Genomic DNA, 15524 nt, shown 5'->3' with positions numbered 1-15524 from the left:
GAACTTCCGATGAGCATAACACTTGTTAATATTGCCGGTCCGAGCATGGACGCGGGGGAGAAGGCTAAAAAGGATATTACTAAGTTTTTAAGTATTAATGGGATTAGAGCAGTTAGTATACCGGTGATGATTACCCCAGAACACCGTGGATGGAAGGAAAAAATTCGTAAATTATGGGCAGCTAAAGTAGTCATTCCCCGGGAAATAAAAAAATTACAAGCAGAAGATGTTATTATCCTTCAGTATCCAATTATCTATTCGATGTTTATCATAGAAGTAGTCATGAAAGAGTTGCGAAAGTACACGCGTGCAAAGCTTATTTTTATTATTCATGATCTTGAGAGTTTACGCCAGACCTTTGGTGGATACCGGTATGCATATTTTGATCGAGAGATTTCTATATTAAAACAGGCGGACGGGATTATCGCACATAACGAACGAATGAAGACTTGGCTGCGTAGTCAAGGGATTAATCAGCCGATTGTTAATCTTCAGTTATTCGATTATGATAATCCGCAACCGATAGTGGATCAGCCAAAGGATTTTAAAACCGTAGCTTTTGCCGGAAATTTGAAGAAGTCATTGTTTTTAACGCGATTTAGCCCACAGCATTCGGTATTTTTATACGGGATGAATCCTGATAAATACACAGGGAATATTAAGTACTGTGGGAAGTATTCTCCCGAGAAACTTCCAGCATATTTAAAACAAGGATTCGGACTTGTGTGGGATGGGCCACAGGTCGATACTTGTGCAGGTGCTTTGGGAAACTATGTGCGGTTTAATAATCCGCATAAAGTGTCATTGTATTTGAGTACCGGGTTGCCAGTAATTATTTGGAAGCAGGCGGCATTGGCACCGTTTGTTATAAAAAATAATATAGGAATTACGGTTAATCATCTAACAGAAATAGATGACATCTTAGATAAAATAACGTTAGAAGAATATCGAACAATGCGAGAAAAGGTTAATAAGGTCGCACATCAAATTCGAAACGGTGAGTTCATTGATCAAGCAATTTGGAGAATTCTTGATCAAATTGGATATAAGAAGGATTAGTATTGAATGAGGTATTAATTAGTGTGAGTTGTGTATATTAGTTCCTTTGTGTCCACTAATAATAAATAAATAGGTTTATAGCAAGTACCTTTAAAGTATCGTATTTGCCATGGGCCTATTTTTTAAGTGCATTGTGAATTTGTTTAATGCGAAAGAATTAGATCGAATTGACTGGATTTGATTGTTTTTTATTGTTTTTGGTAGTAATATATCAATTGGAGGTAATGAAAGTGCTTGCAGAGGAACGTCAACAACAAATTCTTGCTCTTTTGCAGACGCAGAGCATTGTTTCGTTGCAGGATATTTGTCAGGCAACAAATTGTTCCGAATCATCAGCGCGGCGTGACTTACAACAACTGGAAGATGCCGGGAAACTCGTGCGGGTTCATGGTGGGGCTAAGCTCAGTCAAGAACTGCAACGTGAACCGGATATGCCGGGGAAATTACGCTTGAACGGCCCTGCGAAAATGGCAATTGCTAAAGAAGCGGTCAAAAACGTTCACCCAGGGGATACCATATATCTAGATGCTGGAACCACAACGCTAGCAATGATTGAACTGCTTGATCCGACGGCTAACCTAACCGTGGTAACAAACGGCGTGCTTCACGCCTCGTTTCTTGCCGATCAAGGAATTCGAACGTTGCTCCTCGGTGGGGTATTACGGAATACGACGAAGGCGATTGTTGGAACCACGGCGGTTCGGGCTCTTAAACAGTATCGGTTCAACCGGGTTTTTCTCGGAACGAACGGAGTTCACCCGACAGCGGGGTTAACCACGCCAAGCCCAGAGGAAGCGGTGCTGAAGCAGGCCGCTGCGGCGCAAGCGGAGCAGGTTTTTGTTTTAGCCGACGCATCAAAGTTTGATCAAACTGCGTTTGTGCGCTTTGGCGATTGTGACTTGGGGATACTTATTACAAGCACTTTACCACCGGTAATTAGTGATCGTTACCACCAGGTGGCAACGGTGCGGGAGGTTAGAGAATGATATACACAGTAACCGTAAACCCATCGATTGATTATATTGTTCAATTAAAAGAGTTAACGCTGGGCGAGGTTAACCGGATGGATTACGATAACAAACTCCCCGGGGGAAAGGGAATTAACGTTTCCCGGATTCTGCGGGAGTTGGGTCATGACAGCGTGGCGCTTGGCTTTCTTGGCGGGAAGACCGGTGAGATTGTTCGCGAGGCTCTCGAACATGATGGGTTGAAAACGGATTTTACGCCGATTGCGCAGGATACGCGAATTAACGTTAAGATTCATGCCCAACAGGAAACTGAAATCAATGGGCGGGGGCCGCACGTTAGTGATGCCGAAGTTGCTAACTTTAAGGAGCAACTCAGTCACCTTACAGCGGATGATACCGTGATTTTTGCGGGCAGCTTAGCGCCCAACCTTGATTCTGGGTTCTACTTTGACCTGATTAAGATGATCCGGCAACAAGGGGCGCAGTTTGTAATTGATACAACGGGTGAGAGCCTGCTGAAGACTTTACCGGAGCACCCATTACTTGTTAAGCCCAATAACCACGAGTTAGCCGACCTGTTCCATACCACCTTCAACGGGTTAGCCGATATCGTAGCAGCTGGCCGCAAGCTGTTAACGATGGGGGCCCAACACGTTTTGGTTTCGATGGCTGGCGACGGCGGATTAATGATTACCCCGGATAAGGTCTACCGGAGCTTAGCCCCGAAAGGAACGGTGATTAATTCCGTTGGTGCCGGGGATTCGATGATTGGCGGTTTTGTAGGGACGTTTGCCGCAACGAATGATCCACTGGAAGCTTTCCGGTACGGATTGGCATGCGGTTCAGCAACAGCGTTCTCTGAAGATTTGGCAACCCGCGCGAAGATTGATGAAATTCTTCCGCAGATTGAAATTAATGAGTACAAATAATAGATAGGAAGTGTTGATATGGATATTCGTGAACTCCTGATGAAGGACATCATGATTATGGACCTTAAGGCTACAACTAAGGCCGGGGTCATTGATGAAATGGTGCACCACTACTACGAAAAGGGCATCATTGACGATGAAAAACTGTATAAGCAGGATATCCTTAAGCGGGAAGCTGAGGGTTCAACGGGAATGGGCGATGGGATTGCAATTCCCCACGCCCACGATAAGGCTGTTAAAAAGGCAGCGGTAATGTTTGCCCGGAGTAAAGCAGGCGTTGACTATGATTCAATGGATGGGCAGCCGGCCCACCTGTTCTTCATGATTGCGGCTCCTGAAGGGGCGGATAATACGCACCTGGCTGCGTTAGCGGCCCTTTCTAAGGTGTTAATGAACCCGGATGTTGTTACCGCCCTTAAGGAAGCAAATACGCCGGATGATGTTCAGGCGATTTTTACGAAGGCCGTTGCTGAAAAGCAGGCTGAAGAAGCAAAGAAGGATGCCCAAACAGCTCCAAGTGGGGACAAGCCGTACATCGTTGCGGTGACCGCATGTCCGAACGGGATTGCACACACCTACATGGCAGAGGAAAATCTTGAGAAGGCGGCTGAAAAGCTGGGCGTTGACATTAAGGTGGAGACAAACGGTTCTGAAGGGGTTAAGCACCTGTTAACCGCTGACGAAATCAAGAAGGCCGCCGGGGTGGTAATTGCGGCTGACAAGAAGGTCAAGATGGCCCGTTTTGACGGCAAGCACCTGGTAAACCAACCAGTTACTGCTGGAATTAAGGAACCAGAAAAACTGCTCCAGGAGGTTCTTGATGGAAAGGCCCCGGTATACCATGCTGATGGTGCTGATGAAGGGGAAGAACAGGAAGTTGCTTCAGGTTCCGTTTGGAGTAACATTTATAAGCAGTTAATGAACGGGATTTCCCACATGTTACCGTTCGTTATTGGCGGTGGGATTTTAATGGCCCTTTCCTTTGTGGTGGAAAACTACTTTGGGGGTCCGCATTCATTGGCGTTTATTTTCCTGAATAACGCCGGGAACATGGCATTTGCGTTTATGGTTCCGGTTTTAGCAGCATACATTGCTGAGGCGATTGGGGATCAACCAGCGCTAATGCCTGGGTTTGTTGGTGGTTTCATGGCGATGGTTTACAAGGGCTCCTTTGGCGGGGCGTATATCGCAAACGTTCAGCATTCTGCTGGTTCCGCCGCAGGGTTCTTAGGCGGAATTGCTGCTGGGTTCATTGCCGGATACGTTATGCTGGGGCTAAAGAAGCTCTTTGCTAAGTTACCGCACTCCCTCGATGGGATGAAGCCGATGTTAATCTATCCAATTTTAGGGTTGTTGATTATTGCGTTGATTATGTTCTTCATTATCAACCCAATCTTTTCAACGATTAACCTGTACATTACGCGGTTCTTAAACCACATGGGGACCGGAAACCTGGTAATTTTGACGGCAATTCTTGCCGGGATGATGTCCATCGATATGGGCGGCCCGTTCAACAAGGCGGCTTACGTCTTTGCTTCGGGAGCCTTTGCTAATAACCCGCATTCCGTAACGGCCGCAATTCTAATGGCTGCCGTAATGGTTGGGGGAATGGTTCCACCATTTGCAACCGCCATTGGAACAATCCTGTTCAAGCATAAGTTTACGAAGAGTGAACGGGAAGCCGGGGTAACCAATTGGGTTCTTGGGTTCTCCTTCATTACCGAAGGAGCCATCCCGTTTGCAACGGCGGATCCACTCCGGGTAATCCCAGCTTGCATTGTTGGGTCAGCTGTTGGGGGTGCGTTGGTTGGACTCTTCCACGTTAGTGTGCCGGCACCACACGGTGGTTTGTGGGTAACACCGCTGGCAACGCACTGGCTGATGTACATTGTTGCCACCATCATCGGTTCAATTATTGCCGGGGTAATAATGGGACTGATTAAGAAGACGGTAACGGAAAAATAAGTGTTAGCTAATTAATAAATAAACAATAGTAAAGAGGCTGCGCCGTTAAGGCGCAGCCTCTTATCGTTTTAGAATGAACCAGCATAAAACAAACGAACTAAATGGGGATAAAAAAACTCCTATTTAGCTCGCTTATTAATTTAATGCACTGTAATTATTTAAGTTGGGATAAAGCTTTTTTAGTGTAGTAACCATTGCGGAGGCGTTCGGCTAGCTGCTCTGCATTTTGCTTCATATGAGTGTACTGTTCCTTTGTCACATTGGCGAGAATGTTATCGATATCTCTCAGACTATCAACAACAACTCCTACATGATTGGTTATAATAAAGTCAGCAATCGCTGCCTTCCGCCACGTAATCACCGGAATTCCGGAACTAAGATATAGTGACGTTTTATGCGGGTTGTTATAGCGCATATAATTGCCGTCAATGCCTGAACACTCATCAAGTGAGTCGCCATCCCATACAAGTCCAAAGTTTTCCGTTAAAAATTGGGGAATTTCAGTTGGCGTTTTACTTCCGTGATAATCGACTGACGAGCCGTATTTAAGAGGATTAATTCCGTAAACAACAAACTTTGTTTTAGTAGAAAGCTTTGTTAAAAAAACAGGTTTATAGAGGTTCCCCGCGAAGTTGACGTTCTTATCGAAATTAGTCATTTGGTTAATCGGTTGGGGATTAAGATAATCAAAAATTCCCAGTGAAATCATCGGGACGATTACCCCGTGGTCACGAAGCCATGCTTTCATTTGATCGTTATGGACAATTAAACCGGCGTAGCGATTGAATAACTTAATTTCATTGCGGCTGAAATTACCAGCGTTTAGGTTATCCGGAGTATTTGTCCGAAGGGTTTTAACATCATGAACAAATAGATAAAACGGAACGTGCTTATTGTATTTTCTGAGTTCATGGAGAGCAATGTAGCTAGTAAACCGGTTATATCCGGAATATTGAAAAATGATTTGATCCGGATGACGTTGGTAAACGTTTTTTAACTGCCCCGTAATGGCTTTATAAAGGTAATTTAAACGTGCTCGTTTACCCTGAGGATTAGCAATAAGGAGCGATTCGTAGCCCATACTTTGGGCAATCGTAATAATGTCATCTTTTGCCTTGGGGCCAGCGGTGTTTTTTTGGTTAGCTTGTTCTTGGATAGTGACAAGTAATTTGACCATAAGTGATTATCCTCCATAGGATTGATTAATTAAGTAATACTAATACGTTATATAGGTTGCTCTTCATTATTCTATTACAGTAAAGGGCTGATTACTACGTAATAGTTAAATGCAATGCATATTAAATTTTGTTGAAGGAAAGCCTTCATAATCTAAAAACAACGAACCAGAATAGATTCGTTGTCGAAATGATTTAAAAAAGGTTACACTTGACCTGCATTGCAATAAAAATGTGCCAAAGTTAAGAAATTGTGTCACTAATTTAATTCAACAAAGATTAACCATTTTGAGAAAACATAGTTTGTAATCGTCACAATGATATTATCAATGAGTTTCAAAAGCATTAGATTAAGTGTGCCGTGAATCTTTATCAATGAAATTCCAACAAACATAATCAACATATCAATAACAAGGGTTAATAAGCGATAAAAGCAAAATTTTAAAAATTCACTAATAAAGTTTCGAACGGTTGTGTAATGAGACCCAAAAACCCAAACTTTGTTAGAGAAGAATGCAACAAGGACCGCTAAAATCCATGCAATGATATTAGCGATAACGTAATTGATTTTTAGATTACCGTGTAGTACCTGAAAAGAAAGAATATTAACTACTGTTGTAACAACACCCCAAAAGAGGTAGGCAATAATCCGTTTATATTTCTTAAAAAGATGAACCATCATAATTGCTCCTTATTGTGGTTATTATTTTTTAAAAATATACTTTGCAAGTCCTCTGTTGGCATGCCAATCAACATATTGATATCTAATATCAGCACCTCCAGGACTAGCCTTGAAAAATGCGTTGCCTGTATGGAATGGCATATTATAACTTCTAGTATGAGTAACTATATTAGGAATTGGCGAGTGTAGCTGAGCCCACGGCCCCATTCCAGTAAAAATCAACATTCCCGTTAAGATAAGTGCATAGAAGCGGTCACTATGCCAACCATCAATGATGTTCTTAATTACGAGATAATTAAGAACAAAAAGCGCAGGAATACTTACCCGCATACAGAAATCATTAGCACTACCAAAGCGGAAGAACGGTAGTACGAAAAGGATAATTCCGGAGGCATACAATAGTGGATTGGTTTTCTCGCGGCGAAGTAGAATTACAAACCAAATTAACCACGAAACTTGAATGGCGACGAACGCAGGAAAATGTGTTTGCCAGGGGGTAGTGGTAAACATCATACTAGCCACAGCTGGTTTAGGTTGAGTGATGTTACATCCGATGTAAGCAATTAATCCAAGCGCTATTGTAGCTGCAAGAATGTTGCGTAGGCTAAAAACATCCCTAAACAATCTTAGTATTCCGTGATACTGTTTATTGATTAACTTAATAACAATATCATATCCAAGGGTAAGAACAGCAAGACAAATGATACCAATAAAAGTGAAGGTTGAATATAGGATTAACGGTGCACAAATTATTCCCCACCAAGAGGGATTATGATCTTTAATGAAAAGGACAGTACATAGACCTGCAGGAATCATTTGAGTAAAAACGTACACTAACTGTGTCGTATTAGAAGTATATTGGACTTTTAATCCGTTACTAAACCATTCTCCAAGAACGGAAAGCAGGGTACTTGTGTCTAAGGGCGCCCATGCACGAAAAATTCCGTAAATGAGATAGATGAACGTACCGAAAGATGCTAATCCAAATAAAATAGTAAGAAGCCGAAGTGGTCGTTTATGCCCATACAAATAGTATAAATTAATAACGATAAGAGCTATACCAATCGTTGCCCAGATTAACATTGTATCCTGCGCAAAATTAAAACCTAATAATTTACCAGCGAGCGCCGGAATAATATAGAAACCAATATAGTAGGCTAATACACCATTTTGACCGTTATAGCGATAGTGAACTGGCCATGGTTTATTAATTAAATCTTGTAGGAGCACGTTGTGTTTTTGCCAGTCAAATGATTGGCTAGCGAACCCACCTAACCCCGCAGAAGCACACCAATAGATAATGAGAATAAAAGTAATTAATAATATCCACCAGAAGAGCGGAGAGGAAAAGTGCTTATTATTTTGAATTTTGAAAAGTGAAAGGAACAGAACAAGCGTAATAACGACTAGCGGGATAGCAATAAACGGTTTGAGCCAAAAAATAAAGAATAAGACAACAGGAAGATAAAGATAACAGAAATTGGCACATTTAAGAAAGTTCATGTTTCTCATTGTAAATCACCTAGTATTCGTTATAAGGTTCGTTGTTATCAATGTGTTTTTTAATATTATAAAAATCACTCAGTGCATTTGCTCCAATTTTGGAAATACTCTTGATATTGATACTGTTAACGCCTCCCTGACGAGGACGGAAAGTGATGCGAACAAAGCGATATTTAAAGTGAAACTTGATAAAGTAGACGCTAAGGATAACATTAGGAAGGTTATAGTTAAGTGGAACGTATTTAATTGCTTCGCGCAGAACATTAGCGCGTATTAAGCGGTATGGGGTATTGGCGTCAGTTACCCACGTGTGGAAAATCGAGTAGATAATCATTCGAAGCGTTTTAGTAACAACCCACCGAGCAACTCCGTCTTCCCGTTTTTTACGGAATCCGAATTGAACATCAAAGTTATGCCGCTGATCCCATAACTGGGGAAATTCAGATGCTAGTGTTTGCCCGTCCGAATCTGTTTGAAAAATAAAATCAGCGTTGTGTTTTAAGGCATATTCATAACCGTATAGGACGGTACTACCATGGCCACCATTCGGTTTATCGAGAACCGTAAGTTGGGGACGGGTAGTAGCAGCCTGCTGAAGAATTTGGAGAGTATTATCTTTGCTCCCGTCATTAATGATAACAAGTCGACTATCGGTATTATTTGTACTTTTAATCACCTGATACCACTCATCGACAACAGCAGTAATGGTAGCTGATTCATTGTATGCTGGAATAATAATATATAGATTGTCGTGCTTCATGAATAATGTCTCCCAATTAAATGTATAATATGTGGCAAAAAATGCTAACCGCTAGTAATTCTACTACATGGGAAATGAGATGTCATGATACACAGAAGATAATAGCAGTTTATGAGTTCAGGAGAAGAACGTGGTAGTATGGTAGCATGACCATGATTATGGAGGGATAATAATGACCAAGTATCTAGTTGTTGGTGCCGGCCTTTTTGGCGCAACGTTTGCTTATGAGGCAGCCAAGCGGGGGCATGAAGTGCACGTAATCGAAAAGCGGGATCACATCGCGGGAAACATCTATACAAAGAAGATTGTAGGCATTAACGTTCACCAGTACGGGGCACACATCTTTCATACATCAAACAAGCAAATTTGGAAGTATGTTAACCAGTTTGCAGAATTTAATCGTTATACTAACGCGCCGATTGCTAATTATAACGGTGAAATTTACAACATGCCGTTTAATATGAACACCTTTAATAAATTATGGGGAGTGGTAACCCCCAAGGAAGCGCAAACTAAAATCGAGGAACAGCGGGCCGTTTTGAAGGGGAAAACGCCTGAGAACCTTGAGGAGCAGGCGATTTCCCTAATAGGAACTGATATCTACCAAAAACTGGTAAAGGGTTATACCGAAAAACAGTGGGGGCGGAAGGCGACCGAATTACCGCCGTTCATCATTAAGCGACTGCCGGTCCGGTTCACGTACGATAACAACTACTTTAATGATACCTACCAGGGAATTCCGGTTGGCGGGTATACCCAGATTGTTGAGAAAATGCTGGCGGATGATCGGATTAGCGTTGAAACGGGCGTTGATTTCTTTGATAAACGGGGTGAGTACCTCCGTGATTACGACCGGGTTGTCTTTACCGGGATGATTGACCAGTTCTTTGATTACCGGTTAGGTGAATTGGAATACCGAAGCCTGCGGTTTGAGACGGAAGTTTTGGATGAGGATAATCATCAAGGAAACGCGGTAGTCAACTACACGGACGCCGAAACCCCATACACGCGGATTATTGAACACAAGCACTTTGAATTTGGCGCAGGGGATAAAGGGAAGACCGTGATTACCCGTGAATATCCGCATGACTGGCAACGGGGCGATGAGCCGTACTACCCGGTTAATGACGACCAAAACAACGCATTATACAAGCAGTATCAGGAATTAGCGGCTAAGGGAGCAGAAAACGTAATCTTTGGTGGCCGGCTTGGGCAGTACCGGTACTACAATATGGATCAAGTTTTGGCGGCGGCGTTAGAGACGGTTGTTCGGGAGTTTGGTGAATAAGCTGGTTGGCGGAGTGCCATTTGCTTGATATAATAGGGTGTATGACCGTGGACTAAAATGAAGGTTCACGGTTTACACGTTAGTTTAAGATGGAGATTTTGAAGATGGGAAATGGGAAAACGCGCCAACACCGACCATCCGTTATTTATCGGGTTATGAAGCGTTGTTTTGACATTATTGTCAGTGCATTGATGTTGGTATTATTAAGCCCGGTTTTTCTGATAGTAGCATTATTGATTCATCATGAGGATCACGGTCCGGTACTATACCGGCACCGGCGAATTGGGAAAGGAGGGCAGCCGTTTGACTGTTTGAAGTTCCGGTCCATGCGGATTGACTCCGCCGAAATGATGATTCGTTTTACTCCTGAGCAGCGGGCAGAATTTGCAAAGTACCATAAATTGAAAGATGACCCGCGGATTACCCGAATTGGTAATTTTCTCCGGAATTCTAGCCTCGATGAGTTACCGCAGTTGTGGAATATTCTAATTGGTCAGATGAGCTTTGTGGGCCCCCGGCCAATTACAGAAGTTGAGCTTGAACAGTACGGCCCTAAACAACGGGCAAAATATGAATCAGTTCTTCCGGGATTAACTGGGATGTGGCAAGCATCAGGGCGGAATAATTTAACATTCAAGCAACGGATGTACTACGACGCCTACTACGTTGATCACCAAGGTATTTGGTTAGATATTAAAATCCTGTTTAAGACGTTTTCGGCGGTCCTAAACGGTGAGGGGGCAGCGTAGTGAAAGTGGAGATTTATGTTGTTAGCCATAAGCGAGCACGGATGCCCGAAGATCCGGTGTATGTGCCAGTTCAGGTTGGAAATGCCGGTCAGTCTTTTCAAGGCTTTCAGCGGGATAATACGGGAGATAATATTGCTGATAAAAATGCATCGTACTGTGAGTTAACCGCACAGTACTGGGGGGCGTATAACCGGCAAGCGGATATTAAAGGGTTGGTTCATTACCGGCGATTATTTTCAACGGGGCGAACGTACTTCTTTAGTTCCGTTAACCAAAAGTGGCAGCATGTTTTAGACACCCCGACGTTAATGCACTTAATGAGGGAAACTGATATGATTCTCCCTCGCAAACGAAATTATTACATTGAAAATATGTGGCAGCATTATCAAAAAGCCCACCATATTGAAGGATTAGTTGTTACCAGACAAGTCCTTCAAGAAAAGTATCCTGATTATGTGCCGTTCTTTGACCAGCATATGCAAGAAAAGAAGGGCCACATGTTTAACATGTTGATTACCCGGGGAGCACTCTTTGAGGCGTATACTGACTGGTTGATGGACGTGTTAACAACTGTTGAGCAGCGGGTGGATATTTCAGACTATAACCAATATGAGCAACGAATTTTCGGCTTCATCAGTGAACTGTTACTTGACGTGTGGGTTAATAAGAACCATATTCATTACCGAGAACTTCCGGTAATGTTTATGGGAAACCAACACTGGGGGCGGAAGCTGGTCAAGTTCTTTTGGCGGACGGTTAAGCCAGATTATGATAATCACTCGGCGTTGGCTAATAAAGACCAACGTGATAAATGAAATTAATGTGAATATTGATTGAATGGGGGTTGTAGGTGGTAAGCTTACAATCCCCGATTTGTGTTAGGAGGATGTAATTGTGTTTACACGGTTAATGGATCATCGGGAGCGGTTTGCGGAACGTCACCGACAAGTAGGTGAAAAAGTTTATCTCTTTGTCTTGGCGGCTTTTTTGATAGTCCAGTTTTTATCTGGTTCGTTGTGGTTCGCCCACTTTCACCAACAGGCGGTGTGGGGAGCCTTTTATGATGCAGAAAAGTTATTAATGGTTTGTGCACTACTAAAGGTAGTATTTTTTGATTGTTTTGATGATTGGAAAGAACCTGCATTATTCATAACGACAGCGATCATTGTGTGGGTGGGGAGTCGGTTTGCACGCACAAATACATTTATTGCGTACTTAATCTTCATTTACGCCGCGCGAAAAATCGATTTTAAAAAGATTATCCAGGTCTTTTTAGGAACAGTTGGAATTCTGTTATTGGTTTCGGTTGTTGGTGCTATTCTGGGAATTTTTCCGAACGTGACCGTTACTCGGGGAATAGGAACAAATCTGCGGTTTGCAATGGGAATGATTTATACAACGGATTTTGCTGCGCGAGTTTTCTACTTATGCATGGCCTATGTTGTCTTACGTCGTTTTCAAGTGACTGTACCTGAAAAAATTTCATTATTTGTGGTTATTTTATGGACAGGGATTGTTACGGGAGCACGGCTGGATATTCTACTGATGTTAATATTGTTAGGAACAGTTGTCTTCTACAAACAAACCGTTCAATTAATTAACTGGCTAGGCAGTCGGGGATTACTTATAATTCAAAGCCTTGGAATATTAAGCATTTTTTTGATGTCGGTAATGTTTAATCCTAATAATCGGGTATTAGCCGCTGTTAATCATTTATTATCTGGGCGGCTCGTTGAAGGACACGTTGCGTTTAAAAATTATTCCGTTAACCTTTTTGGTCAGTACATTGCCGAGCAGGGAAACGGTGGCTTTCATCCACACATCGTTCATTACTTCTTTATTGATTCGAGTTACCTAATTGCCCTTTTGAAAAATGGGGCAGTGACGTTTATGCTGTTATTGGTATTAATTACTTTTGTGACGAAGCGGTTAGTTAAGGCGCAAGCTTATCCGTTAGTGATTGTAATGTTCTTAACGGTTATCAGTTCGATTATCGATCAGCACTTACCGGAGTTGTCATTTGATTTTATTTTCTTAGTAACGATGGCAAATATCACATACTTTACGGTAAACAAACAGAATTTAGTGACTAATAAAGAATAGGAAATCAATATGAAACATGCTTTTTTAATTACCGCATACCAACATCATGAACAACTCCGAATTCTCCTTCAATTGTTGGATCATAAGGATTGTGATATATACGTTCATGTTGATAAGGCAGACATCACTTTTAATGAGGCAGCCTTTGCTGGAGCGTGCCAACAATCGCGGGTGATATTTATTCCACGAATTAAGGTGACGTGGGGCGACTATACGCAAGTTTGGGCTGAAATGAATCTGTTACAGGAAGCATTACATCGAGGGGAATATGACTATTTCCACTTGTTGTCTGGCCAGGATTTGCCGATCAAGCCAATGGATGGGATCATGGACTTTTTTGAAAAACATGAGGGACAAATCTTTGTTGACTGCAACGATGAGAAGCATGATGAGGATCCACTACGGTTTAGATTACGGTATGATGTTTTTCATCCGTTTCAAAAATATGTGGGGAAAGGCCGGTCTTTTATTAAGGGGCGTCGCGGGTTAAAGTATGTTGATTTTGGGATAGCACTGCTACAGCATTACCTAGGAGTCTCACGAACGAGGAATAGTAACTTAGCGATTAAAAGCGGAGCAAACTGGTTTAGTATACCAACGGATTTTGCAATGTACCTAAATGAACAGCGAGAAGCAATTCTCCGGTTTTGCAGGTATGGTTACTGCGTTGACGAAGTGTTTGTTGCTACGTGGCTGTATAATTCTCCATTTTATAAGCGAGTGTACCGGCATAGCGACTATCGCGACGCCATTCTTCGGCGGTATAAATGGCAAGATCATAATCCGACGTTGGTGACAGTTACGGATTTAAAAGAATATGAGCGGCAACCGGATGCGTTATTTGCCCGAAAGTTTGATGTTCGTGTTAATACGGAACCAGTTCAATATTTACTGTCATTAATAAAGGAGGGCTAATAGTGAACATTGCTGTAATCATTCCGGTGTATAACGCGGCTGCTAACATTCAGCGGTGTGTCGATGGGATATTAGCCGAGAAGTGTATGCAACAGGGGGATATTTACCTGGTTGATGATGGCTCAACGGACCAATCGGCGGAAACAATGAAAAAATTGTACGGTCAGTTAGCAAACGTTCACCTGTTTCAACAGGACTCTCAAGGCCAGGCGATTGCTCGTCAAAAAGGCCTTGTTCAAGCTATTAGCGATGGGGCGAGCCACGTTATCTTTATTGATAGTGATGATCAAATTGAGCGGGGGATGTTGGATCGATTGGCAACGGTAATCGGTGACCAACTGTTAGCAGTTTGTGGAATTAAAAAAATTTTCCCTAGTCATGCGGAATGTGAAATAACCAGTACACTTCAGCAGGCGACAACCCAGCTTGATTTGGTTACCCGTTTTTTGTGTCGTAACCAGGAAATGGATGCTGGCTTGTGGAATAAACTCTTTCGGACGGATATAATTGCTCAAAATGGGATTAAATTTCAGGGGAAAAACTTCTATGAGGATTCATTTTTTGTCCTCCAGTACCTGACACATTGTACCCCTCAACAAATCAAGTGGGTTAAGCAGCCATTGTATGATTTATACAAACATGAAGGCTCAACAACGTATACGTATGATCAGCATCTTGGTGAAAAATTTGAGTGGTATGTTACGGCTGTTCAGGAGCTGATGAGACAGGTGGGAATAACCCTCCCTTCTGATGTTTGGACTGCGTTTTATTTTCGAACAGCGCTTCATTTTATTCACCATCAGTTAAGGTTAAGTAATCAATGGATGAGTCGTGATACCAAAAAGAAGTTACGGAAATTACCGTTAAAATTGGGGGTTCTTAAGCAGTTACCCCGGAAATACGCGGCCTCTTTCATCTTGATTAAAACGTTTCCGGGAGTGTACCATAAACTATACAGGATAAAACGAAGTAATGATTAAACGGGGTGATTGGATGTTTCCAGAGCGTTTACGGGCGTTGCGGAAGGGGCGCGGGTTATCCTTGCCTGCGTTGGCAACACAGTTAAATCGGGATATTGATGACGGCCACCCTAATACCGGTCCACAAATTGGAAGCTGGGAACGGGGGACTAATACCCCGTCATACCTTGAAGTCCGTAAATTGGCAACCTTTTTTGGTGTTTCCGTTGATTACCTAAGTGGTTACCAGCCAACAACCGTTGAATTAGAGGATCTGTTTGTCGGTGAAACTCAGTTGCATTTTAACGGGCACGCGTTAACGGTAAAGGAGCGGACGGAGGTGTATGCCCTTATTAAGGGGTACCTTCACGGGCGGAATGACCGAGGAAAGAGGCAATCATCGGATGAAGTGACGTTACCACTTGAATAGAATTTTGCCGGCGCGGGAGTGTCGGTATTTTTATTATGG

The 15524-nt window shown here is 42.6% G+C and carries 15 protein-coding genes; 11 read left to right on the top strand and 4 right to left on the bottom strand.

Features of this window, described 5'->3' with window-relative positions; genetic code table 11:
- Positions 1-9 precede the first annotated feature (9 nt).
- From ACI3EZ_RS03380 to ACI3EZ_RS03365, 4 genes are all read left to right on the top strand, one after another.
- Positions 10-1059, top strand: a complete 1050-nt coding sequence (locus ACI3EZ_RS03380; protein ID WP_405025524.1) for a beta-1,6-galactofuranosyltransferase — start codon at positions 10-12, stop codon at positions 1057-1059.
- Between the two features lie 230 nt (positions 1060-1289).
- Positions 1290-2045, top strand: a complete 756-nt coding sequence (locus ACI3EZ_RS03375; RefSeq protein WP_405025567.1) for a DeoR/GlpR family DNA-binding transcription regulator — start codon at positions 1290-1292, stop codon at positions 2043-2045.
- Positions 2042-2956 (top strand): 1-phosphofructokinase, encoded by a 915-nt coding sequence (gene pfkB / locus ACI3EZ_RS03370; protein WP_405025523.1) that lies wholly within the window; start codon positions 2042-2044, stop codon positions 2954-2956. The genes ACI3EZ_RS03375 and pfkB overlap by 4 nt, the downstream gene beginning before the upstream one ends.
- A gap of 18 nt (positions 2957-2974) precedes the next feature.
- Positions 2975-4921, top strand: a complete 1947-nt coding sequence (locus ACI3EZ_RS03365; protein WP_405025522.1) for a fructose-specific PTS transporter subunit EIIC — start codon at positions 2975-2977, stop codon at positions 4919-4921.
- Positions 4922-5075: 154 nt separating this feature from the next.
- Here ACI3EZ_RS03365 and ACI3EZ_RS03360 read toward each other — a convergent pair whose 3' ends face one another.
- The 4 genes from ACI3EZ_RS03360 to ACI3EZ_RS03345 form a co-directional block, all read right to left on the bottom strand.
- Positions 5076-6098, bottom strand: coding sequence for a galactofuranosyltransferase (locus tag ACI3EZ_RS03360; protein ID WP_405025521.1), 1023 nt, complete (start codon positions 6096-6098; stop codon positions 5076-5078).
- Between the two features lie 257 nt (positions 6099-6355).
- Entirely contained in the window at positions 6356-6778 is a 423-nt protein-coding gene (locus ACI3EZ_RS03355; RefSeq protein WP_405025520.1) for a GtrA family protein, read from the bottom strand.
- Positions 6779-6799: 21 nt separating this feature from the next.
- A complete protein-coding gene (locus ACI3EZ_RS03350; protein WP_405025519.1) occupies positions 6800-8290 on the bottom strand; it encodes a hypothetical protein in 1491 nt (496 codons plus the stop codon).
- A gap of 10 nt (positions 8291-8300) precedes the next feature.
- Positions 8301-9041 (bottom strand): glycosyltransferase family 2 protein, encoded by a 741-nt coding sequence (locus ACI3EZ_RS03345; RefSeq protein WP_405025518.1) that lies wholly within the window; start codon positions 9039-9041, stop codon positions 8301-8303.
- A 172-nt stretch (positions 9042-9213) separates the two neighbouring features.
- Between ACI3EZ_RS03345 and glf the strand changes: the two genes are divergently transcribed.
- From glf to ACI3EZ_RS03310, 7 genes are all read left to right on the top strand, one after another.
- Positions 9214-10329 carry a UDP-galactopyranose mutase gene (gene glf, locus ACI3EZ_RS03340; protein ID WP_405025517.1) on the top strand — a complete coding sequence of 372 codons (1116 nt, stop codon included), beginning with the start codon at positions 9214-9216 and terminating at the stop codon, positions 10327-10329.
- Between the two features lie 104 nt (positions 10330-10433).
- Positions 10434-11078, top strand: a complete 645-nt coding sequence (locus ACI3EZ_RS03335; RefSeq protein ID WP_405025516.1) for a sugar transferase — start codon at positions 10434-10436, stop codon at positions 11076-11078.
- Positions 11078-11893 (top strand): DUF4422 domain-containing protein, encoded by an 816-nt coding sequence (locus tag ACI3EZ_RS03330; protein WP_405025515.1) that lies wholly within the window; start codon positions 11078-11080, stop codon positions 11891-11893. Before ACI3EZ_RS03335 ends, ACI3EZ_RS03330 begins: the two co-directional genes overlap by 1 nt.
- Positions 11894-11972: 79 nt before the next feature.
- Positions 11973-13181, top strand: coding sequence for a hypothetical protein (locus ACI3EZ_RS03325; RefSeq protein ID WP_405025514.1), 1209 nt, complete (start codon positions 11973-11975; stop codon positions 13179-13181).
- A gap of 9 nt (positions 13182-13190) precedes the next feature.
- Complete coding sequence (locus ACI3EZ_RS03320; RefSeq protein WP_405024528.1) at positions 13191-14096, top strand: beta-1,6-N-acetylglucosaminyltransferase; 906 nt, start codon at positions 13191-13193, stop codon at positions 14094-14096.
- Positions 14097-14098: 2 nt separating this feature from the next.
- Positions 14099-15076 (top strand): glycosyltransferase family 2 protein, encoded by a 978-nt coding sequence (locus tag ACI3EZ_RS03315; RefSeq protein ID WP_405025513.1) that lies wholly within the window; start codon positions 14099-14101, stop codon positions 15074-15076.
- Positions 15069-15485 (top strand): helix-turn-helix domain-containing protein, encoded by a 417-nt coding sequence (locus ACI3EZ_RS03310; RefSeq protein ID WP_405024526.1) that lies wholly within the window; start codon positions 15069-15071, stop codon positions 15483-15485. Before ACI3EZ_RS03315 ends, ACI3EZ_RS03310 begins: the two co-directional genes overlap by 8 nt.
- Positions 15486-15524 lie beyond the last annotated feature (39 nt).

Source organism: Ligilactobacillus sp. LYQ60, assembly GCF_045033015.1.
In the GTDB taxonomy this organism is placed as follows: domain Bacteria; phylum Bacillota; class Bacilli; order Lactobacillales; family Lactobacillaceae; genus Ligilactobacillus.
This window is presented reverse-complemented; position numbering and strand designations above follow the sequence as displayed.